At 39.3% G+C, this 21527-nt stretch carries 21 protein-coding genes; 8 read left to right on the top strand and 13 right to left on the bottom strand.

All coding sequences use genetic code 11. The annotated features are described in order from the left end of the window. Positions 1 to 37 precede the first annotated feature (37 nt). The gene (locus CPRO_RS02155; protein ID WP_066047355.1) at positions 38 to 1186 is read right to left on the bottom strand and encodes a glycoside hydrolase family 3 protein; all 1149 of its coding nucleotides are present in this window, start codon (positions 1184 to 1186) and stop codon (positions 38 to 40) included. A gap of 232 nt (positions 1187 to 1418) precedes the next feature. Here CPRO_RS02155 and recJ point away from each other — a divergent pair, with 232 nt between their 5' ends. Further along, positions 1419 to 3194: a single-stranded-DNA-specific exonuclease RecJ gene (gene recJ / locus CPRO_RS02150; protein ID WP_066047352.1), complete on the top strand. Its 1776-nt coding sequence runs from the start codon at positions 1419 to 1421 to the stop codon at positions 3192 to 3194. A 13-nt stretch (positions 3195 to 3207) separates the two neighbouring features. Beyond that, positions 3208 to 3720, top strand: a complete 513-nt coding sequence (locus tag CPRO_RS02145; RefSeq protein ID WP_066047349.1) for an adenine phosphoribosyltransferase — start codon at positions 3208 to 3210, stop codon at positions 3718 to 3720. A 170-nt stretch (positions 3721 to 3890) separates the two neighbouring features. Here CPRO_RS02145 and CPRO_RS02140 read toward each other — a convergent pair whose 3' ends face one another. The 3 genes from CPRO_RS02140 to CPRO_RS02130 form a co-directional block, all read right to left on the bottom strand. Next, positions 3891 to 5324 (bottom strand): radical SAM/SPASM domain-containing protein, encoded by a 1434-nt coding sequence (locus tag CPRO_RS02140; protein ID WP_066047348.1) that lies wholly within the window; start codon positions 5322 to 5324, stop codon positions 3891 to 3893. Between the two features lie 67 nt (positions 5325 to 5391). After that, on the bottom strand, positions 5392 to 5946 hold the full coding sequence (locus CPRO_RS16175; RefSeq protein WP_066053605.1) for a DUF308 domain-containing protein: 555 nt from the start codon (positions 5944 to 5946) through the stop codon (positions 5392 to 5394). Between the two features lie 139 nt (positions 5947 to 6085). Then, positions 6086 to 6667, bottom strand: coding sequence for a TetR-like C-terminal domain-containing protein (locus tag CPRO_RS02130; protein ID WP_072743632.1), 582 nt, complete (start codon positions 6665 to 6667; stop codon positions 6086 to 6088). Positions 6668 to 6987: 320 nt separating this feature from the next. Here CPRO_RS02130 and CPRO_RS02125 point away from each other — a divergent pair, with 320 nt between their 5' ends. From CPRO_RS02125 to ylqF, 5 genes are all read left to right on the top strand, one after another. Next, on the top strand, positions 6988 to 7935 hold the full coding sequence (locus tag CPRO_RS02125) for an AEC family transporter (RefSeq protein ID WP_066047342.1): 948 nt from the start codon (positions 6988 to 6990) through the stop codon (positions 7933 to 7935). Positions 7936 to 8082: 147 nt separating this feature from the next. Further along, on the top strand, positions 8083 to 8427 hold the full coding sequence (rplS, locus tag CPRO_RS02120) for a 50S ribosomal protein L19 (RefSeq protein WP_066047339.1): 345 nt from the start codon (positions 8083 to 8085) through the stop codon (positions 8425 to 8427). 155 nt (positions 8428 to 8582) lie between these two features. Further along, entirely contained in the window at positions 8583 to 8783 is a 201-nt protein-coding gene (locus CPRO_RS15675; RefSeq protein WP_066047337.1) for a hypothetical protein, read from the top strand. After that, the gene (lepB, locus tag CPRO_RS02110) at positions 8692 to 9180 is read left to right on the top strand and encodes a signal peptidase I (RefSeq protein WP_236782412.1); all 489 of its coding nucleotides are present in this window, start codon (positions 8692 to 8694) and stop codon (positions 9178 to 9180) included. The genes CPRO_RS15675 and lepB overlap by 92 nt, the downstream gene beginning before the upstream one ends. Positions 9181 to 9197: 17 nt before the next feature. Next, positions 9198 to 10145 carry a ribosome biogenesis GTPase YlqF gene (gene ylqF, locus CPRO_RS02105; protein ID WP_082754189.1) on the top strand — a complete coding sequence of 316 codons (948 nt, stop codon included), beginning with the start codon at positions 9198 to 9200 and terminating at the stop codon, positions 10143 to 10145. Between the two features lie 61 nt (positions 10146 to 10206). Here the strand turns inward: ylqF and CPRO_RS02100 are convergent, their stop codons facing one another. From CPRO_RS02100 to CPRO_RS02075, 6 genes are all read right to left on the bottom strand, one after another. After that, positions 10207 to 10836, bottom strand: a complete 630-nt coding sequence (locus CPRO_RS02100; protein WP_082754188.1) for an NUDIX hydrolase — start codon at positions 10834 to 10836, stop codon at positions 10207 to 10209. 4 nt (positions 10837 to 10840) lie between these two features. Continuing rightward, positions 10841 to 11902 (bottom strand): tyrosine-type recombinase/integrase, encoded by a 1062-nt coding sequence (locus CPRO_RS02095; RefSeq protein ID WP_066047330.1) that lies wholly within the window; start codon positions 11900 to 11902, stop codon positions 10841 to 10843. Positions 11903 to 11905: 3 nt separating this feature from the next. Beyond that, positions 11906 to 12628 (bottom strand): tRNA lysidine(34) synthetase, encoded by a 723-nt coding sequence (locus tag CPRO_RS02090; RefSeq protein ID WP_066047327.1) that lies wholly within the window; start codon positions 12626 to 12628, stop codon positions 11906 to 11908. Positions 12629 to 12928: 300 nt separating this feature from the next. Continuing rightward, entirely contained in the window at positions 12929 to 13804 is an 876-nt protein-coding gene (gene secF / locus CPRO_RS02085) for a protein translocase subunit SecF (protein ID WP_066047325.1), read from the bottom strand. Positions 13805 to 13817: 13 nt separating this feature from the next. Then, a complete protein-coding gene (secD, locus tag CPRO_RS02080) occupies positions 13818 to 15056 on the bottom strand; it encodes a protein translocase subunit SecD (RefSeq protein WP_066047322.1) in 1239 nt (412 codons plus the stop codon). A gap of 194 nt (positions 15057 to 15250) precedes the next feature. Beyond that, complete coding sequence (locus tag CPRO_RS02075) at positions 15251 to 15685, bottom strand: TIGR04086 family membrane protein (RefSeq protein ID WP_066047319.1); 435 nt, start codon at positions 15683 to 15685, stop codon at positions 15251 to 15253. Between the two features lie 188 nt (positions 15686 to 15873). Between CPRO_RS02075 and CPRO_RS02070 the strand changes: the two genes are divergently transcribed. After that, positions 15874 to 16758 carry a PHP domain-containing protein gene (locus tag CPRO_RS02070; protein ID WP_066047316.1) on the top strand — a complete coding sequence of 295 codons (885 nt, stop codon included), beginning with the start codon at positions 15874 to 15876 and terminating at the stop codon, positions 16756 to 16758. 173 nt (positions 16759 to 16931) lie between these two features. Here CPRO_RS02070 and CPRO_RS02065 read toward each other — a convergent pair whose 3' ends face one another. From CPRO_RS02065 to CPRO_RS02055, 3 genes are all read right to left on the bottom strand, one after another. Beyond that, on the bottom strand, positions 16932 to 18473 hold the full coding sequence (locus CPRO_RS02065) for a stalk domain-containing protein (protein ID WP_066047315.1): 1542 nt from the start codon (positions 18471 to 18473) through the stop codon (positions 16932 to 16934). Positions 18474 to 18755: 282 nt separating this feature from the next. After that, the gene (locus CPRO_RS02060; protein WP_066047312.1) at positions 18756 to 20300 is read right to left on the bottom strand and encodes a sensor histidine kinase; all 1545 of its coding nucleotides are present in this window, start codon (positions 20298 to 20300) and stop codon (positions 18756 to 18758) included. Further along, positions 20284 to 20964 (bottom strand): response regulator transcription factor, encoded by a 681-nt coding sequence (locus CPRO_RS02055; RefSeq protein ID WP_066053600.1) that lies wholly within the window; start codon positions 20962 to 20964, stop codon positions 20284 to 20286. The genes CPRO_RS02060 and CPRO_RS02055 overlap by 17 nt, the downstream gene beginning before the upstream one ends. Positions 20965 to 21527: the final 563 nt, after the last annotated feature.

Raw genomic sequence — 21527 nt, 5'->3', positions numbered from 1 at the left:
CTTCTCAAGCCTATATTTTCAAGGAATTTCTCTTAATTCACAGTAAGCCCTTGTCATACTTCAAGCTTAAAATTCTCTTGAGACTTTCCTCCACTTGTGCTTCCTGAATACGCCCATCCTGAACCCCATTCAGCAAGGCTTCATATGCTTCACCTAAGTCAGCTGGCATTAACACAATATCTATGCCCGCAGAAATTGCCATTACTGCCGATTCCCCAACACCATAGTAATCAGAAATTGCCTGCATATTCATGGCATCGGTTATGGCAACACCATTATAACCCAAGTCTTTCCTTAAAAATCCCACAGCTTGGGATGAAAGGGTTGCAGGAAGATTATCTGAAGTTACATTCGGTGTTTTAATATGCCCTACCATGACAAAATCAACACCCGATGCAATGGCCTTTGCAAAAGGAACAAACTCAACTTCTTTCAGTCTTTCCAAATCATGGGAAACAAATACCTCACCTTTATGACTATCTGCTGCGGTATCCCCATGACCAGGAAAATGCTTTACCGTACCACTGACCCCTGTACCTTGTAAGCCTATGAGAAATGCGCAAACCATTTCCCCTGCCTGATTGGGCTCATTTGAATAGGCCCGCATCCCAATGACAGGATTATCAGGGTTTGTGTTCACATCTGCCACAGGAGCAAAATCCACATTCACACCTATTTTTGCTAAGGTTTCCCCAATTGATTTTCCTGCCGCTTCCGCCTGTGCCGGTTCTGTCATCTCTCCTGCGGAGGGAATTGTTTCGTGTGGAATATTGCTTTTATTCAGTCGAGAAACAAGACCGCCCTCTTCATCAACGCCAATGAATAAAGGTGTTTCTGCGGCATTTTGCATATCCTTGGTCAGTTTCTGTGTCTGCTCTAGGGTATCAAGATTCTCAGCAAATAAAATTACGCCACCCACATGATATTGTTTTATTTTTTCTGCGGCTGATTGGCTTAAAACCGTCATTCCGCTTCCGTCTTCATTGTTTCTAAAATCAACCATGAATAGCTGACCAATCTTTTCTTCTAAGGTCATTGTATCCATTTTTTCCTGAATTGCCTCTTGTTTGATTTCCTCAGCAGTTTTAACGACTTCTGTCGGTGGCGCCTCTTGTTCTGTTTTATTTCCACAGCCTGTTCCAAGACACATCACTGCAATCAGTATACCTGCTATCCATCGTTTCATTTGCATTCCCCTTTTCTTTGTATGCTAACATTATAGTCTTTTTTATTTAAAAAAAATAGTATTCATTTCATTTTTCTTTTGATTTCGATAAAAAAATAAATGAATTGGTGGTTATGCTATCTTGTTTCCAATCTTACTGTTGGGTTTATCTATTATAAAAACACTTTCTTCTGTCGCTATTCACCTTTTCTCCCCTTTTATGATATACTTACAAAATTGGAGGAATGTTGGGATGAAACGTTGGCTACTCAAAAGATCAAAAATTGACACAACAATCATGTCTAAAGAATTGGGAATAAAAGAGGCTGTTGCCTGTGTATTGGCAAACAGAGGCCTAGCAGAACGACAGCAGTCTAAAAACTTTATTTATGGAACCATAGAAGAACTTCGGAACCCTTTTCTTATGAAGGATTTCGGCTTGGGAATAGAATTAATCGCAAAGAGCATTCGGGAGAATAAAAAAATCGCTGTTTACGGAGACTATGACGTAGATGGTGTAATGAGCACCACAATTCTTTATCGTGCAATTCTAAGATGTGGCGGTACTGCCGTTTATTATGTTCCTCACAGGCAGAAGGAAGGCTATGGCTTGAATTTGGACGCCGTAGAAACCTTGGCGCAAGAAGGAGTTAGTGTACTTTTTACTTGCGATAATGGCATTGCCGCCTTGGCGGAAGTGAAAAGAGCAGAGGAGCTGGGGATGACCATTGTTATTTTGGATCATCACGAGCCGGGCTTTACAAATGAAGATGGCTTAGAAAAAGATATCCTCCCCATTGCGGATGCCATCATCGATCCAAAGCAAAGAGACTGCGACTATCCCTTCCCCATGCTTTGTGCCGGAGGAATTGCCTATAAATTTGCATTGCATTTATTGCAAGCTTTTGATATAAAGGATGAACTGCTGGAAAAGGAGTTCCTTTGCTTCGCTGCAATTGCCACCGTTTGCGATATTGTTGATTTATTGGATGAAAACAGAATTTTGGTTCGCTGTGGTCTTTTTGAACTATCAAAAACAACAAATGTTGGTTTGCAAGCTCTGATTGAGGAAACAGGTATCTCAGGCAAAACAATCAACGAATACCATCTTGGTTTTATGATTGGGCCATGCATTAATGCCACAGGACGACTGGAAAGCGGTAGAAAGGCAGTGGAATTATTTTGCGAAGAGGATGCCAATAAAGCAAAGGAAATAGCCAAAACCTTAATCTCCTTAAATGAGGAACGAAAATCCCTAACTGCCCAAGCAACAGAACGTGCCATGGAACGTATTGTTCAAGATAGTCTAATCAACGAAAAAGTTCTTATTTTATTTGACGAAGAAACCCACGAAAGCATAGCAGGAATTGTGGCAGGCAGACTTAAAGAATGCTATTATCGTCCAGTGGTTTTAATCACCGCAGCAGAAGATGGGGCAAAGGGTTCCGGAAGAAGTATTGAGGGGTATCATTTATTTCAATCCCTCTATCAGTGCAAAGAACTGTTCACCCGGTTTGGTGGCCATGCCATGGCTGCGGGGCTATCCTTACCCAAAGAAAATATCCCTTTGCTTAGAGATAGACTAAATGAAACATGCGCATTAACAGAGGAACAAATGACCCCCGCTTTGCGTTTGGACAAGCAATTGCATTTTTCTGAAATCGACATGGAATTGGCAAAAGAAATTAGAGCTTTGGCACCCTTTGGAAAGGAAAATCCCTCCCCCCTATTCGCCTCTAAAAATATTTCTGTAGACAAGGTGGATCTTATTGGAAAGAAAAAGGATATCCTACGTATGACATTATCAGAAAAGGCAAGTGGTGTGCGCCTTCAAGCCTTATCTTTTGATGGTTATTCCCAAATGCTGTGTTTATTAAAAGAATTGTATCCTGACGAAAATTGTGATAAAATATTGAGTTGTGGGAAAATAGGCCATACACTTGACTTTGCTTATAGCATAGAAATCAATACATATAACGGCAGAAATTCCGTGCAGTTAATGATAAAAGACTTTAGGCTTTCAAAATGAGGAGGAGCATCAAATGGAATTGAAGGATAAAATCAGATCTATTCCCGATTACCCTGAAAAAGGTGTAATGTTTCGGGATATCACCACTCTGCTTAAAGACGCAGAGGGCTTGGTAGATGCAGTAGATCAGATGCAGAAAAAGCTGGAAGGGTTGGAATTCGACTTGGTTTTAGGGCCAGAATCCAGAGGCTTTATTTTCGGTATGCCAATTGCTTATAATTTAAAAAAGGGGTTTATTCCCATCCGAAAAAAAGGCAAACTTCCCGCCGAGGTTGTTAGCAAAGAGTACTCTCTGGAATACGGAACAGCTACCATTGAAATGCATATGGATGCTGTGAAACCCGGACAAAAGGTAGTCATTGTGGATGACCTTTTGGCTACAGGTGGCACAGCCAAAGCAATAGTGGATATGGTTGAAAGTGTTGGCGCCGAAGTGGTTTCTTTGAACTTCCTCATTGAATTGGGCTTTTTAAAAGGTCGTGATGTTTTGGAAGGCTACAAAGTGGAAACAGTAATTCATTATTAATAATAAAAGGGGGTCGATCTGTCGATGCCCTTTCTTTTTTAATAAAAAAAGGAAGTACCATTTTTTTAAGAGACGGTACTTCCAAAAACCTATGAAATGCAGTAAAAGTTTTTCGACCGTTTATAATCGGGGGATTATGCAGTAGATTTTTTAGCCGCACTCCTAGGGGGTTAAGAAACAAACTGATTCTTTTCTGATTGTTCCGTTTTCTCTGTTTTATAGTTTTCATAACTTGGAGCAACATGAGGATTTTCCTCCCAAAGCTGCTCCGCACAAGGCGCCCAGTTTTTTGCATATTCGTGGCATTTTGCACAAAGATGTTCGGGAGATTCAGGAGATTGTAAATCCGTAGACTTTGCACCTGTTTCCCGAATCATTTTTTCCAAAAACTCTGGATTTTCAAGCATGGGACAAGGTTTTAAATGATTTTTATTAAAGGGCTGATTCTCTCTGTAAGCCATAAATAGTGGTTGTTTTAAAATTTCAAGCAAGGTATGCGTGCGAATGTTGGCATTGGAATAATGGATAAAGACGCATGGCTCCGCATCGCCATTGGCATTAATATGAAAATAATTTCTCCCCCCGGCAATACAACCGCCAACATACTCTCCGTCGTTTTGAAAATCCATGGTAAAAATTCCCTTTCCATGGCGCATATTTCTAATCTCCCGCACACGGTGATACATAAACTCTCGTTGTTCCGGGCTAGGCAGTAAGTCTACTGCTGCATCATTTCCCACGGGCATATAGTGGAAATAAAACGCATATCTATTTCCCTTTTTAACCAATAAATCCACAAACTCCTCACTGACTACAGTCTCTACGTTCTTGGATGTGTAGCAGATGGAAGTGCCAAAAATTAAGCCATGCTTCTTAAGCAAATCCATAGCCTTCATTACTTTTTCATAAACACCCGCACCCCTGCGTAAGTCATTTACTTCTCCAAAGCCTTCCAGACTGAGGGCGAGATAAAAATTTCCCACCTTTTGCATTTCCTTACAAAGTGTATCGTCAACCAATGTTCCGTTGGTATACGCTAAAAAAACACAGTCGTGATGCTTTTTGCACAGACGGATAATATCAGCCTTTCTTACCAGAGGTTCTCCCCCCGTCAGCATATAAAAATAAACTCCCAAAGCTTTTCCTTGCTCTATCACACCATCCATTTCCTCAAAGGAAAGATTCAGCTTATTTCCATACTCTGCGGCCCAGCATCCGGTGCAGTGCAAATTACAAGCACTGGTTGGATCCATAAGAATCACCCATGGCACATTGCACTGATGTTTTTCCCTCATTTTCCGTGTAATCTTGGTACTGTAAAAAAATGATTCAAATACCAAATTCAAAGCCGTTGTTTTGAGCACATTCGGATGAACTTCATCAAACAATTTATTTATGTATCCATACAGTGCTGTGCTTTTATCACAAACCAGTTCTCTAAAATCATCAAAATTGACGTCAAATTTCTCCCCAGACATATAATTTTCTGCAAGGTTAAGGAGTTTAAGAATCATTTTTTCCCGTTCCTCCTCTGGACAATTCAATACCTTATGTATGGATGTACTGAACGCCAGCTTTCCCGCTGTGTGTGAAAATGTTCCCATGGTAATTCCTCCCCTTTATGATTTTATTGCCAAACTGACAGATATTTTTGAAAAAACGCCCATACCCTTAAGGTATCTCTTTCACTGTATAAAGTACAACCCAGAGGTTTAAGAAACCCTCTAAAAGAAAGATTAAGCCCATAGCATACATAAAATTAAAGATATAAATTAACCCATATCTTTGCAGCCTTTCCATAGGAGGAACAACAAAAAGGAGTGCCGCCAATGCGGTTAATCCCGCCAGTATAAGAATCGTCCACCACTTATCCATCCCAAACCTTTTTGCTTCCAGAGAGGTCTGAATTTTTAAAACAGCATCTATGAAAACAGTAAAGCCTATAATACTCAGGAAATTATTCTGCACTTCTTGTTGAAAACAATAAAATAGGAAACCTATTACAAGATAAAAAATTCCCATGGCAAAATCAAACTGAAACGCCAGCTGATACATATCTTTGCTAAAATAACAAAAAAATTTGATAACTCCATATAAAATAAAAACAGCACATAAAAAGGTATATACAAAATTCAACGGTATTCTTTGACCAAAAAAGAAATAACAGATCCCAAACAAAAGGAATAAAAGAGCCGGTATGCAAGATATAATTTTTATTTTGCTCATTGTGTTCAAGACTACACCCCCAGTATCCGCTCATTTCAGTTTACCGTTGTATCAATGGGATTAGTATGGATATAAAAAGAGAAGTGCACAGTTTTTAGGCACTTCTCCAACTTTGTCTATACATTATTCCCCTTTTTTGTTATGTAGTGCTTTTCAATGCTGTCTCCACGGTATTTTCAAAAATATCAGACATCTTTTTGATAAAGATTTGAGAATCCTCTTCCATACCACTTTTGATCCAATTGATAATCATGCCCACCACCGAAAAACGGTAAAAATCGCATACAAACTTTTTATTCTCTGGGGTAATTTCCAAATCAACCCTTAACTGCTCAATATAATTTTGCAAAATAATTTCCGAAACCGTATCCAAATGCCCCACAAAAACCTCTCGGCTCTTTGAATGATAAATATGGATAATGGAAGCCCTATACCTTGTAATGAAGGCTGCAATGCGTTGAAACTCCTCATAGCAGCTGCCACCTCTCTCCTGCTCCTCCAAAACCCTATTCGTTTCTGTTTGAAAAATATCTCCCATTAAATCATAAATATCCTTATAGTAATAGTAAAAAGTATTGCGGTTAATTTCACATGCCTCCACAATATCTTTTACCGTAATTTTATCAAAGGATTTTTTCAAAAGAAGATTTAAGAAATTCTCCCGAATTGCCTTTTTTGTAAACTGGGACAAGGTGATCACCTCTATATCATTATTACGCAAACGATGCGCCTTCTCATACAAGCATACGAAAACATCTCCACTCTAATACATATAAAATACCATTATTTTGAATGAATTGAAAGGTATTTTTAAAAACTTGTATTTTTTTTAACAATTATAGATTTATTTTTTATATGCATTTTCGTTTTGATAGAAATGTTTTTATTAATGCCTTAATTTTGTATTCCTTGATATTTAGTAGGATCTTTGTTATGATTAAAATGAATGTAAAATAATCAATAAAGCATTTAAAATTCTTGTAAGCTACATAAAACATATAGGTATCACATTCACACCTATCAAGTACAAAGGAGAAAATTATGTTTGGTCAATTTTTTGTGTTATTTGGTTTAATGGCTGTGGGGTATATTTGCAGCAGCAAAAAGTTCTTAAATGAGGAGATGACCATCGGCATAGGAAACATCGTACTCTTCTTTACCATTCCCGCGATGTTGTTCACCACCTTAGCCAATACCAAGGTAGAAAAAGATATGCTGACAAATTTTGCACTGATGGTTGGGCTGCAATTTATCAGTATGCTCCTGTTTGGTCGAATTCTTCGGCAGTACTACCGCTTTCGTGGATTTCAGGAGGAACTCCTAAATATGTTGGAGGTTACCGGCGCATCAGTAAATAATGCCTTCATCGGCTTTCCCATTGCATTGATGTTTTTCGGAGAAGAAGCTGTTGTATATATGTCTGCCAGCGTTTTAGGGCTGAATCTTTATGTTTGGAGTATTGGGTTATATATTATAAAAGGAATCAAGGGAGAAGGCTTGGGAACAATGCTTCGCACCTTACTCAAAGGTGCAATCAACCCAAATATATCTTCCATTTTGCTGGGTCTTTTCGCCTCGGTTATCGGACTGATGGTGTATATCCCGGATTTTGTTCAAGAATTCATCAAATCTTTGGGAGTCATTTCCACTCCCCTCTCCCTTATTTACATAGGAGCATTAACAGGAAACAGTGGGCTCAAATTATTACTGAAGGATAAAAAATCTCTGGAGGCCAGCCTTTCGAAAATGATTATCATGCCAATTTTGGCCTTTATTTTTATTTATTTCATTCCCCTTCAACCGTTGATGAAGGCTGTGTATTTCCTTTCCTTGGCTTTGCCTTCTGCCGCCATCGTCCCTATGGTTGTGGGGCGTTATGGTGTTGGTGTAGAGACCTCCTCCAAAATGGTTATGCTTACAACAGCCTTTTCCATGGCAACACTGCCTCCTTGTATTGCCATCTGCCGTATTTGGGTACAATATATTTGAAAAATTTTGAAATATGGGATAAAAAGCTTGAAAATGCTTGCACACCCTTTGGGACTATGTTATAATTCTGAATTGTGATTACGGATGGTCCAATGATGCATCAAAGGGATGGCATCAAGAACATCTTTGAAGGAAGGAGGAAATGAAATGGATATTATTAGAGAACTGGAAAAAGAACAGCTGAAAAGCGAAGTAACTCCTTTTAATGTTGGTGATACAATTCGTGTTTTTGCGAAGGTTGTAGAAGGCACCAGAGAAAGACTTCAGATGTTTGAAGGCGTTGTTATTAAAAGACAGGGCGGCGGCATCAGAGAAACTTTTACAGTAAGACGTATTGCTTCCGGCATTGGCGTAGAAAGAACATGGCCTTTGCACTCCCCTAGAATTGACCATATCGAGGTTGTAAGACGCGGTATCGTTAGACGTGCGAAACTTTTCTACTTGAGAGACAAAGTTGGCAAAGCAGCAAAAGTAAAAGAAGTACTCAGATAAAAAATTTACCTCGGTGGAACTGTTTCATCGAGGTTTTTTTCGTAGGCGACAAATATCTTTTTCGCCTACGAAAAAAACTCAGATGGATACTGATCAAACACAGTTTCAAGGTTTGATTTTTGCGTTAAATGCACAATGTCAGGAGGAGACAACAGATGGAACAAGAGGAACAAAGCACCATAGAAGAGCAAGAACAAATAACAGAAAAAGAAAAAAGAGTATCCCTTTTGGATACAATTGCTTTTTTTACTGGCTTTGGTCTTTGTGCTTCGCACCTTTGTACTGGGTACGGTTTACGTAAAGGGTTCTTCTATGGAACCGAACTTTCACCATGGAGATCTGGTATTTGTCAATAAATTAGCTACTTCTATAGCATCCCCAAAAAAGGGAGATATTGTAATATGTCAGTTGAATTCCGATGGTCAAAAGGAAAAGATAATCAAGCGTGTGATTGGTTTGCCCGGAGATGTCATTGATCTTGTTTGGAATGAAGATAGCGAAAATGTAGAATACTATCTTTATATCAATGATGAACTGATTGAAGAACCCTATATCAATGAACCAATTATGACACAAGGCGATATTGATTATCCCTTCACCGTGCCCGACGGAAGCTATTTTGTAATGGGTGATAACCGAAATGCCAGCTCGGACAGTCGAAGGGAATCCATCGGGCCCATTGCAAAAAAGAATTTATACGGAAAGGTTATATTTCGTTTATATCCCTTTGACGGATTCGGACCGATTTCTTAAAGGAAGGAACAAAAATTATGAATATTCAATGGTACCCTGGACATATGACCAAAACACGGCGTATGATGGAAGAAACCATTTCACTGGTAGATATCGTGATTGAGCTGGTGGATGCCCGCATCCCCTATAGCAGCAAAAACCCCGACTTAGACACATTGGCAAAAAATAAGCATCGTATTATTCTTCTGAATAAATGTGACTTAGCCGACGATAGAGCCACTGCAATTTGGACTGATTATTTTGAACAGCAAGGCTTTCGTGTGATTCAAATGAACTCTCTAAAGGGAACAGGAATGAATCAAGTTACCGATGCCGCAAGAAGTCTGATGCAAGAAAAAATAGAAAAACTGAAGGCAAGAGGCCGTATTAATGTACCCATTCGCAGCATGATTGCCGGCATTCCCAATGTTGGAAAATCTACATTCATTAATAAGTATGTTGGAAAAGCAATGACGAAAACGGGAGATAAGCCCGGCGTAACAAGAGGAAAGCAGTGGATTAAGCTGAAAAAGGATTTTGAATTACTGGATACACCTGGTATTTTATGGCCAAAATTCGAGGATCAAGAAGTAGGCTTAAAGCTTGCCTTTACCGGCGCAATTAATGATGATATCTTAGATGCAGAGACATTAGCGGTATCCTTTATTGACCATCTCCTTCTGCGCAATGCAGATGCCATCAGGAAACGCTATCAAATTGCCTTTGATACCGCTGCGGAACCTCATGAGGTACTCAGGCAAATCGCAGAGGCAAGAAGCTTTAAACTTAAGGGTGGCGAGCCTGATTTGGCACGCACCGCAAAAATTTTATTGGATGAATTTAGAGGTGGCAAGCTTGGACGCATCACCTTAGAACTGCCAGAGGACATCACTGAAATGTTGGAATCCAAAGCAGAAAGAGAAGCATCTAAAGCCACAGAAGATAAAGTACGTAAGCAAAAATTCAAGGGGAAAGAAACAAAATAAAAAAGCTCCTATTGTTAGGCTTATTTCGCCAAACAATAGGGCTTTTTTAATTATGAAGCTCTTATTTTTCACTCAAAAGAATAACAATATTCTGAATCACTTGAGCAGTAAAACCCCAAATGGTATGCCCCTTATATTCATAAAAAAGCTCAGGAATGCGGCATTTACTAAAAGGATACTCCTGCCCGCCTTGAATGCGGTGATAAGGAAAGCTATCCAGCTTTACCGATTCCCAAACCATATCATGGATTTCCGGCGGAGTCTCCATAAAAAAGGAAATAGGCACAGTAAAAATTTCAGCCACTTCATCTGGATTTGGTTGAGAGTTTCGCAACACATCATAGCATACATAGCCCAGAAAAGGCTGAATGACGCCACGATACATGGTAAGCATATAATCGCTTTTTCCCAGTATGGAAATCTCCCTTTGTGGGATGCCCAGCTCCTCCTCTGTCTCTCTCAAGGCTGTTTGTTCCAATCTTTCATCCACTTCATGGTGCCCTCCGGGAAAGCATATATCTCCGGGTTGGCGTACACTAGGAGCACGTTTATTTAACACAAAGCATAGTTCCCCATTTTTCTCGGTAATCAAAGCTAAAATGGCAAAACGTTGAAGCTTAAATATGGGTTCTGCCTTATGCTCTTTAAAAATATGTGAAATTTTTTGAATATCCAACTTTTGTTCCGACATAGGGTCAATCCTTTCTTAGCTTAATAAATGACGCAGCTTTACGCCGCCTTTGATCCTCTATTTCCGCATAGTGCTTTTTGGTAGTATTTACATCAGCATGCCCCAACGTGTCAGCCACCAAATAAATATCTCCCGTCTCCTGGTACAGATTGGTACCAAAGGTACTCCGCAGTTTATGTGGAGATATTTTTTTCATAGTAACACCTAAAGCATATTTTTTAACTAAATTTTGTACCGCCCGCACAGTGATGCGCTTACCTTGGGAAGAAAGAAACAATGCATCTTCATTTTCTTCCTTTGTTATTGCATTCTTTCTCTCTTCCAGATATTCCTGCAGTGCCGTTTGTACCTCATCTCCGAAATAGAGGAAAACTTCATTTCCACCTTTGCGAATAATTTTTATGGCATAGTTCTTAAAATCTATATCTTTTATATTTATGCCGACACATTCAGAAACGCGCATCCCCGTTCCTAAAAGTAGGGTTGTAATGGCTAAATCTCTTTTTTTTGTGCGCTCATGATACACCTTTTGATGATCGGATAATTTTCCTCCCGATTCTACAGCATCCAAAAAATCTGCCATTTCATTCACATCCAGACGCACAATTTGTTTGTCGTGAATTTTAGGGGTTTCCACGATGGTAGCGGGATTTGCCGCGACCTTCTTTTTTTTATAAAAAAATTTGAACATGGAACGTATGGCCGCCAATTTCCGAGACTTTCCCTTTTCATCGTTGTGCAGCTCCGCGCCGTTTTCAGGATTTTCATAATCGGGCCTGATATAATAAGAAAGATACTCCATAAAGCAATCAATGTCATCGGAGGTAATTTCATTCAAACTTTCCACCGTAAGCCTTGTTGGTTCTATCCCTCCCAAGGTGCGATGCTCCTCAAAAAGATAGCGAAAGAAAATGCGTAAATCATAGGCATATCCTAATCTTGTTTTTGTAGATGTGGTTTGGGCAATTCCTCGAAAAAACTCCGCCAAAAAAGAAGGAAGCTCCTTTTGAATCTCCCGCAATCTAATGGTTTCAATATTTTTTAAATTCTCATGATATGTCGACATGGATTATATCTCCCCATTCCATCCCTTTAAATTGGAACGCTTGATGGCACCAAATACCTTTTCCTGAAGATTATCATAGTTTTTAGAAAGCTCCGCCAAAAGTTCCTTTGTTTCCTGTCGCTTTGTATTTCCATCTGCCAGACAAGGATTTTTCACTATATTTATCTGGTTTTTCACAACAAAGCTCTTTGCCTCCCCTTCCGGAACATACATCAAAGGACGGATGGAATAAAGCTTCTTTCTATCCAAATAGCTTACAGGGGCAAAACAGTTCACTCTGCCTTCATAAAATAAAGACATAAAAAAAGTCTCAACCACATCATCCTTATTATGCCCTAATGCCACCTTATTACAGCCCAATTTCTCCGCTGCATCATTTAAGGCGCCTTTGCGCATTTTGGCACATAGAGAGCATGGATTGGGCTCTTTTCTTTCATGGAAAACAATTTGACCAATATCCGTATGAACAACGGTATAATGCACACCAATTTCGTCACACAATGCCTGAATATCATCATAAACAGCACCGGGAAGCCCTAAGGAAACGGTAATTGCCTCTATCTCAAAATGCTTGGGATAAAACCGTTGTAAGTGCTTTAAAGCTAACAGCAGGCAGATGCTGTCTTTGCCGCCGGAAACGCCAATGGCAATCTTGTCACCCTCATCAATCATATTGTAATCATCTACGGCACGACGCACGTAGCTAAGTAATTTTTGCAGTTTCATAAAGAAATTCTCCTCTGTTGATTTTTGCTTATTCGTAATTATATCATAAAAGCGTAGAAAATGGGCAATAAACAGAGAAAACTCTAACAAGACTTAGAGGCTTCTCTGTTTGCGCCCTTTTGCGAAGCAAAAGACCAAGAAGTCTATGACTTTGAGATTCTACGCTTTTAAAAAAATTTGGCTATAAACACAGAAAACTCAAAAGGGATACTTAGAAGGTTTTCTCTATTTGGCACCCCTTTTGCGGAGCAAAAGAGACATTAAAAAAGCAGCAGGGATTTCCTCCCTACTGCTTTTAAATTACTTCTCTTTTTTCGGTAATAGCGTGTACCAAACAGAACCAGAAATACAAATGGAAGAGTACGCTCCAACAATGATACCTACCATCATAGGAAGGGCAAATTCTTTGATAGACTGTACACCGATTACATAAATTGCTCCAACGGTAAAGAATGTAGTCACCGAAGTGTTAATGGATCTGGCCAATGTTTGACTAATGCTTTTATTAATTTTCTCAGCATTTTGATGGGAAGAAAATCTATCATGATTTTCTCGAACTCTGTCAAAAATTACAATTGTTGCATTAATGGAATAACCTAAAATAGTTAGGATTACTGCAATAAACGAGTTATTTACCGGAATTCGGAAAATAGCATAGGTGGCAATAACGATTAAAATGTCGTGCAACAAAGCAATGATAGCACTGCCCCCCGCTCTGATATCTCTAAATCGTATGGAAATATAGATTAACATTGCGACACAGGCAATTAATGTTGCCTTTATTGCCGCTTGCTGCATCTCAGAGCTAACTGTACCACTAACATCTGAGGTTGATTTCACATCAGCAGATGGAAATGCAGCCTTGATGGCATTCTCTAAGTCTGTTCTCATTTTACTGTCAATGGACTGCATTTTCAGCCCAACCTCATTGGTTCCAATAATATCCTGAATCTGAGGACTTTTTTGGCCGGTTACAGTAAAAATAACCTCATTCAGCTTATTATGATCATAGGCTTCACCCATATCAATTTCCATGGAAGTACCGCCTGTAAATTCAACGTCCCAATTCAAAATACCATTACCCTTACTGCCTTGATAAAACATTGCCACAAATCCCACTAAAATCAGTACCAAGGAAATGGCAAAAAATCTCTTTCTGTTCTCAACTATCTTCATCTTTGCCGCCTCCTCACTTTACGCGAAACCCATAGTTTTTGGGGTTATGCAATCCTGCTTTTATCATACTGTTTACAATAAATCTTGTCACAAACAACGCAGTAAACATAGAAAGTATAATACCAATCATCAGCGTTGTAGCAAAGCCTTTTATTGTGCCTGAACCCAAGAAGAATAATACCACCGCCGCAATCAGTGTGGTAACATTGCCATCCACAATGGCAGGCAATGCTCTTGAGAAACCAATCTTCACAGCAGAACGCAATGTTTTTCCAAGAATCAGTTCTTCTTTAATACGTTCAAATATAATGACATTGGCATCTACAGCCATACCGATAGAAAGAACAATACCTGCAATACCCGGCAAAGTCAATGTGATACGGAACAAACTCAAAACCAATAAATCCAGCGCAATATAAATAATCAAAGCCCAGTCTGCCGCAAAGCCCAAAAGCCTGTACATAAACAGCATGTACAATAACACCAGTGCAATGCCTACAAAACCTGCCATGACTCCCGAGGAAAGGGCATCCGCACCCAATCTCGCACCAACATTTTTCATTTGAATTACGTTTAGGTTAAATGGTAAAGAACCTGCACGAATTAAGGCAGCCGTATTTTCTGCTTCCTGGCCAGTAAAATTACCTGTTATAATGGCTTTTCCATCTGTAATAGCTGTCTGCACCGTTGGTGCGCTAACCACAGTTTTATCCATTACAATCATAATTTTCTTTCCAATATTTTCTGCAGTTGCCTGAGCAAACCGTTGTGCCCCTTCTTCATTAAATTCCAACGAAACATAAGGAGAAGAAGGCCCATTCTTTGTGGTGGATCCAACCTGCTTTGTTGCATTTTTAATCATATCACCTGTAAGTAATACATTTCCAGCCTCATCCACAAAAAGGAGCTGTGCTGTCTGTCCAATTTCTTGAATTGCTTTTTCTGCATCATCTACACCGGGAATTTGCACACGAATACGATTTGTACCTTCCTGTGCGGCTTCCGCCTCTGCCCAGCCGTTCCAATCCAGACGGCCTTGCAACAAGGAAATTGCCGCAGACATTTCTTCGTCTGAAACACTCTCTTTATCGGCCTCATAGACAATGTCAACGCCGCCGCTTAAGTCTAAGCCCTGTTGAATATCATTTACACTAAACTGCTTGTCCTTGCCAATTCCATAATAGGTTAATGCACTTAACCCTAATGCTACGACAAGCATAAGCAGTAGCATTAATCTTCCTTTTGTTTTCATTATTGAGTCCCTCCTGAAATCTTTGTGTGCCAGTGTGATTTTGCACAAAAGAAAGGCGGCTCTCCTTTTGTTTTCAAAAAGGAGGAACCAGCCTAATTCGCAATTTTTGAGATAATCTCTCAAGAATATGTAAATAAGAGATTTTTGCTCTCAGCAGTCAGTATAACACACTGTACAAATTTTTCAAGTATTTTTTATTTTTTCCCATTAACCCCAAAAATTCCACCAATTCCACCGCCTGCCAAAGCGACAATTAATGTCATTATTTTCGACATACCCATGGTAAACGTATCGCTGGCTAGAGCTGTCACAAGAAAAAGAATCGCTGCATACAAAAGCCCTGCCCCCAGTCCCATCATTAGTCCTTTTTTCTTTCGGCATTTTGCCCAATCATACCCTGCCACTGCTGAGGAAAGAGCCGTACAAACCAATGCAACCATAGGCAAACTTTGTTCGGAAACACTCGTGTAAGTTAAAATAAGCCCATAAGCGATAAAGAAAATACAGGTGATTCCATATGCAACGGCCATGCCTTTAGCCATACAGGTCCAGCTCTGGTCTCCCTGTTTTTCCATAACATCTCTCTTTTTCTGTATTTTTTTCATATTTTCCTTTTTTTTCTTTTTCAAAAATATCCTCTCCCACTTTGCTTTGGTTTATTCTATGGGAGAAGCCTAAAAAATATGATACCATCTTTCATTGGCGTACTTATGGAATAAAGAAAGCCTCCACTTATAATATATAATTCCTATATATCAAATTGTTTTTTATCTCATTCATCCATTTTATGGTATACTGTAGAAAAGGAGGCGAGCTTATGAAAAAAAGCGGCATCATCGATCTACACACCCATTCTTATTTCTCAGATGGTACCTTTTCGCCAGAGGAACTCATTCTTTTGGCAAAAGAACAAGGACTTTGCGCTGTGGCTCTCACTGACCACGATACCATAAAAGGGTTGGAGGAGTTTATTATAGCAGGGAAAAAACATGGTATAGAAACGATACCGGGGATTGAGCTGGCCGCCCAGTGGGGGCGCTTTCATCAACCCGAGCTGCATATTGTAGGTCTTGGATTCGATCCCAAGGCAGCAATTTGGGCAGAGCAAATGGAATCTTTTGTGCAAAATAGAACCATCCGAAATATAAAAATGGTAGAGCAGTTAACCCAAATCGGGTTGCCCATTACCCTAGAGGAAGTAACAGAAAATGCAGGAGGAGAAATCGTAACCCGTGCTCATTTCGCCAATGTCCTTTTAAAAAAAGGTTATATTCGTATACGAGACGAAGCATTTTCAAAATATCTTACCCAAGGTCGCCCTGGCTATGTTGCAAAAGTACTGCCAACCCCCACATCTTGCATCCAAACAATCCACTCCGCCGGAGGAATCAGTATTCTGGCTCACCCTACCCTTTATAATCTTGCTCAGGATCAATTGGACGCTTTGTGTCAAGAATTGGTGCCTCTGGGTTTAGATGGGATAGAATGTTTCTATTCAACCTTCTCACCTTCTCAAAGAAAGAACATGATGAAATTAGCCAAAAAACATCATCTGTACCCGTCGGGAGGCAGTGACTTTCACGGAAAAAACAAACCCCTCATTCGTTTAGGTTCAGGTAGGGGAAACTTAGCCATCCCCTATTCCCTTTGGGAAAATATGCAGACCCATATGAAAGCTTTGAAAGAAAATCCTTTTTTATGATTTCGTCTCATCAATCATATGTAGTTTAAGAAGTCTGTTGTATGAAAGAAACTATTTTAAGGCATAAACACGAAATGTTTCGTTTTTTAACTAGTCAGATTATTTAAACCACTGGCTAAGATGTTTTAATCTTCCAAAAAAAGGCAGTGTCTATTGACACCGCCTTTTTGTTTTTACTTTTTAGTAACTGTTACTTGCTTCAAACTATCAACTTTTTTAAATTCAACACCGTAGCCTAATTTCTCAAAATCACGCACGCTGATGAAAGATTTGCCATTCTGAACAAGGCCTTCCATTGCTGTCTTTCCGTCTGCACGAACGATATAAGCTTTTTTCTCAGCGTTATTCCATTCAACTTTTTCGCCCATCGCTTCACAAATCACGCGCAAAGGCAAATACACACGGCCATCAGCCTCAACATACTCTGCCAAATCAACATCGTTGCCAGCGGAGAAGAAAGATTCATCTTTTCTCACTTTGGTCAGCATTGCCTGAGAATCACCTTCACCGCCCCAAAGAGCAGTTACAGCAGTAACAGGGTTATACTTTTCAACCAAAGCTGTCATTTTTGCTTCAAAATCATCCTTGCTAACACTGCCTGTAGGCATAACAACCTTGCCGCTGCTTGCCTTTACGTCGCCAGTGCTTGTTACCTTCAATACGTTCTTGCTGCCATTTGTAATGCCAAATACTTCTGTTGAATGGAAGCCAGCACCGGATTTTGTAACAGTTGCTTCATAAGCAAAGCTATTCAAAGCTTTAGAAACTTCAGGTTTTGCAATACCCTGTTGAACCATCACCTTAATTGAATCTGTAGCTGCCTTAATAGATGCTGTATCTTTCTTTGCTTCCTCCATGCCTGCTTTAAATGCAGCCATTTCCTCTTCGGAAGAATTCATAGCCTTCATAACATCCATCATATATGTTGATGTTGCACCCAAAACAGTGTCAGGGTTATTGCCAACATAGTCTAACAAGTTAACAAATAATTCAGCAACTGCTTTGCCGTCTGCTTTGATTTTATAACCACCGTTAACTTCACTTACCATATTGGTTGTAAAGCCGGAGAATGCATTTTTGTAGAAATCCATTACAGAAGCATACAATTTGCTGTAGCCACCTTCGGGAACCATCTTTTTAATTTCCTCATCGGTCATGCCCAATTCTTTCATAGACATAACTTTGATATACTTGCTTCCATCTAAAAGTGTTTTTAATTCTTTTGCAAAGTTTTCATCCTGCAAGTAGCTGTCTTTTTCCTTACCTGCTAAGTCCTTTGTCAACTCATACATGCCCCAAACGGTTTTGCCGGAAACATAAACACCATCAGTCATTGCGTAGTACATATCACCCATGTCATATTTCTTTCCATCATAGGTAACATCCATATCTACATAATAAGCTAAGGTATTCATATCCATTTTTAAAGCATAATCAATTACAGCAGACTTTTTGCCTTTTAATGCATCCAAGCCCTGAATAGCGTCTTTCAAATCTTCATCTGCGGAGCCTGAAGCTTTCGCCAACTCTGCAACATACTCCTTCATTGCATCTGCATCTAATTCCACATTCACTTTACCAGATGCTTCACAAACATCCATTTTGGTTAACATGTCTGCGCTCATTTGCAGATATCCCAGCTCTGCGCTGGAACAGCCTGTGAAAGACGCAATGCACATTACCGCGCACAAAAGTGCCGCTAGTTTTTTTCTCATACGTATTTCCCCCTTAAAATAATATAGAAATAATTATCACATATGGGTTTTGGATGTTACAAAAAAAGAAAGAGAGGTAATTTCAGATAAGTTAGAGTGTAAAGCTGAGACCGTCCATTTTTCTGGTTGGCAGCCTTAATCGGGATTATACAAAAGCCCCTATTCTCCTAATTTCTTCCCGTAGGATTCACTTTGCATACAGCCTAAAACACACATGTATCTCTAATAGTATACTCCCTTTTTTTCCCTGAATCAAATAAAAGGGGAAACCTTAAGGAAAACTTAAAACTTACGGCTCTCTTCTCCCTCCTTCTTCATCTTACCGCTCAACGCAAAGACATTGGTAAAGGTCGTCCCTTCTCCCTCCGTGCTTTCAACCAAAATATGGCCAAAATGACTGTCTGCGATCCATTTTGCGATGGAAAGCCCTAGTCCTGTGCCTGAAATCCCTTTGTTTCTGGATTGATCCACACGATAAAAGCGGTCAAATATTTTAGACAAATGCACTTTGGAGATACCTGCTCCATTATCACCAACAGAAACAAATGCATTTTTTTTATCCTTCCAAACACGAAGGGTAATTAAGTCTCCATCCTTTGTATATTTCAGTGCATTCTCAGCATGAATCCACAGTAGTTGCTTTATTAAATCGGGATCGCCCCAAATTTCTGCCTTATCCTTTTCCTCAAATACAATTTTTCGGTTCACCTCAAGAACTTCAAGCTCTTTCACAACCTCCCCTGCAATCTCGTTCAACGATACCAGCTTTTTCTGAACCAGCATTCGATTCTGATCACCCTTTGCTAAAAAAAGAAGCTTGCGTATCAAGGCACTCATATGCTCCGTTTCGCTTAAAATGGAATCTATAGCCTCCTGCAAAATATCAGGATCGCTTTTCCCCCAACGATTGATTAAGTTTGCATAGCCCTGAATAACAGAAATTGGTGTTCTTAATTCATGGGAAGCATCAGAAATGAACTGATTTTGCCGCTGAAAAGAGCTTTCCAAGCGATCAATCATAGAATTAAATGTTACCGTCAATTCCTTCATCTCATCATCGGGTCCATCTGTATTAATACGCTGACTTAAATCTTCAATGGTTATCCGCTCTGCAGCAGCGCGTATTGCCTCTACAGGACGAAGCATCCGCTGGCTGATATACCAACCAATTAAAAAGGCACATAGAATGCCTATCACGTTCACCGTGGCAAGCTTGGCAATAAAGCCTCGAAGAAAGTTGGAATTAATTCCAATCAGCTTATAAGCCTCCACTTGATACTGCCCGCCTTGTGTGGGAATAACCGTTGAAATCAGCATGATTTGCTGCCGGTTATTATTTTCCAAAATGTACTCCGTGCAATTTTCCACTTTTTCTTTTTGGACGCTGATTTTAAACTCATCCTGAGCTAAAGTCTGTTGACCCTGGTCATAGAAATCGTCCTTTTTCGCAAAAATCCCCTCGGAAGGGGGGAAATTTGTTTCTCTCAATTGCATCAGCAGAGGTTCTTCACCAAAATGACTAAAATAATAGGCATTCTCTTTTTTGGAATAAACATTGACCTCCACATATTTATTGTCCAATAAATCCCGAAGGGCGTCGTTGTTCAAACTTTTCCCCTGTTGAAGATAAGCATCAATATTAGATATGGTGATGGTAAGCTCCCGTCTAATAATATGCTGCTGTATTCCGGTAATGTTTATAGTCATAAAAAAACTGATGACTAAAATAGAGAAGGTGAAAATCCCACTGTAGAGCAATGTAATTTTTCTGGCAATTGCCATATGGCGTATACCCCAAAAAAAGGATTGCTTATTCTTCCTTGACATAATACCCTACCCCTCGTATGGTATGAATAAATTTTTTCTGAAAAGCTTCATCTATTTTTGCTCTTAGATAGCGTACATACACATCAACAACATTTGTTTCACCAATATAGCTGTAGCCCCAAACCTCATTTAAAATTTGTTCTCTGGTTAAAACAATATTTTTATTCTGCACCAAATACAAAAGAAGCTCATATTCCTTCTTGGTCAGTTCAACCACATCACCGCCGACGGTCACCAAGCGCTTCTCAGTATCAATTTCCAGATCCTGCACTTGTAAAAGAATTTTTTTGGACATTTTATCTTCGCAGTGCTTAAATGCAACACGCATTCTTGCCAATAATTCTTCAATGGCAAAGGGTTTTGTCAAATAATCGTCCGCACCGCTGTCAAGCCCGGCAACCTTATCAATCACCTCATCCTTCGCTGTAAGCATAATAATGGGCACATTGGAATTCTTACGAACTCTGCGGCAAATTTCTATACCTGTCAGCCCGGGCAGCATAAGATCCAAAAGAATCATATCAAAATTCCCTTCGCTAATCAAAGCTATACCCTCTCGGCCATCATGACATACTGTTACTTCGTAACCCTCATATCTTAACTCTAGCTCAACAAAACGTGCTAGCTTAACCTCATCTTCAATTAATAGGATCTTTTTTTGCATCATGATTCCGTTCTCCTTTACATAATTTTGGTATATTATACCATAAAATACAAGAAATTAGTAAAAAATTGGCAGTAGAAGGTTGTTTTCTTTTTAGAACCTCTTTTCATTATAGCGTTGTAATTTTACTAAAACCAATCAATCCCATCTATTTTTTGTTTTATACAGATAAATTATCCCCTTTAATTCAATTTCAAGGTGAAACCTTTCCATTTCCTATTTACATCATAGGTTCATAACAAAATTGAAGATGTCATCAAAGCTTCTTGGGTAGAATTTGATATAATTAAAATCAGCCCTTTCCGCAATTGCTAAGCTTTGTTTCCCTTTTCCCGTTTTCATACATAAAAAGTATACCTTTATGCAGTTAAAAGGATATTGTCGTATGATTAAAAAGTAATTAAAAAATAAAACCAACTGTTTTTTTCTGTCGATTTTTCCATTGCGACTGAAACAGTTTTTCTGTATAATGGTGTGGCGTGTCCATCTCAGGTGCTTTACTACGAAATCCAATCAGTCACCGTTTAAATTTTATAGATAACGGACAACCTTATGAAAAGGAT

Origin of the sequence: Anaerotignum propionicum DSM 1682 (assembly GCF_001561955.1) — a bacterium.
Taxonomy (GTDB): domain Bacteria; phylum Bacillota; class Clostridia; order Lachnospirales; family Anaerotignaceae; genus Chakrabartyella; species Chakrabartyella propionicum.
Note: the sequence above shows the minus strand (reverse complement) of the source record. Positions and strands in the feature narration are given on the sequence as shown.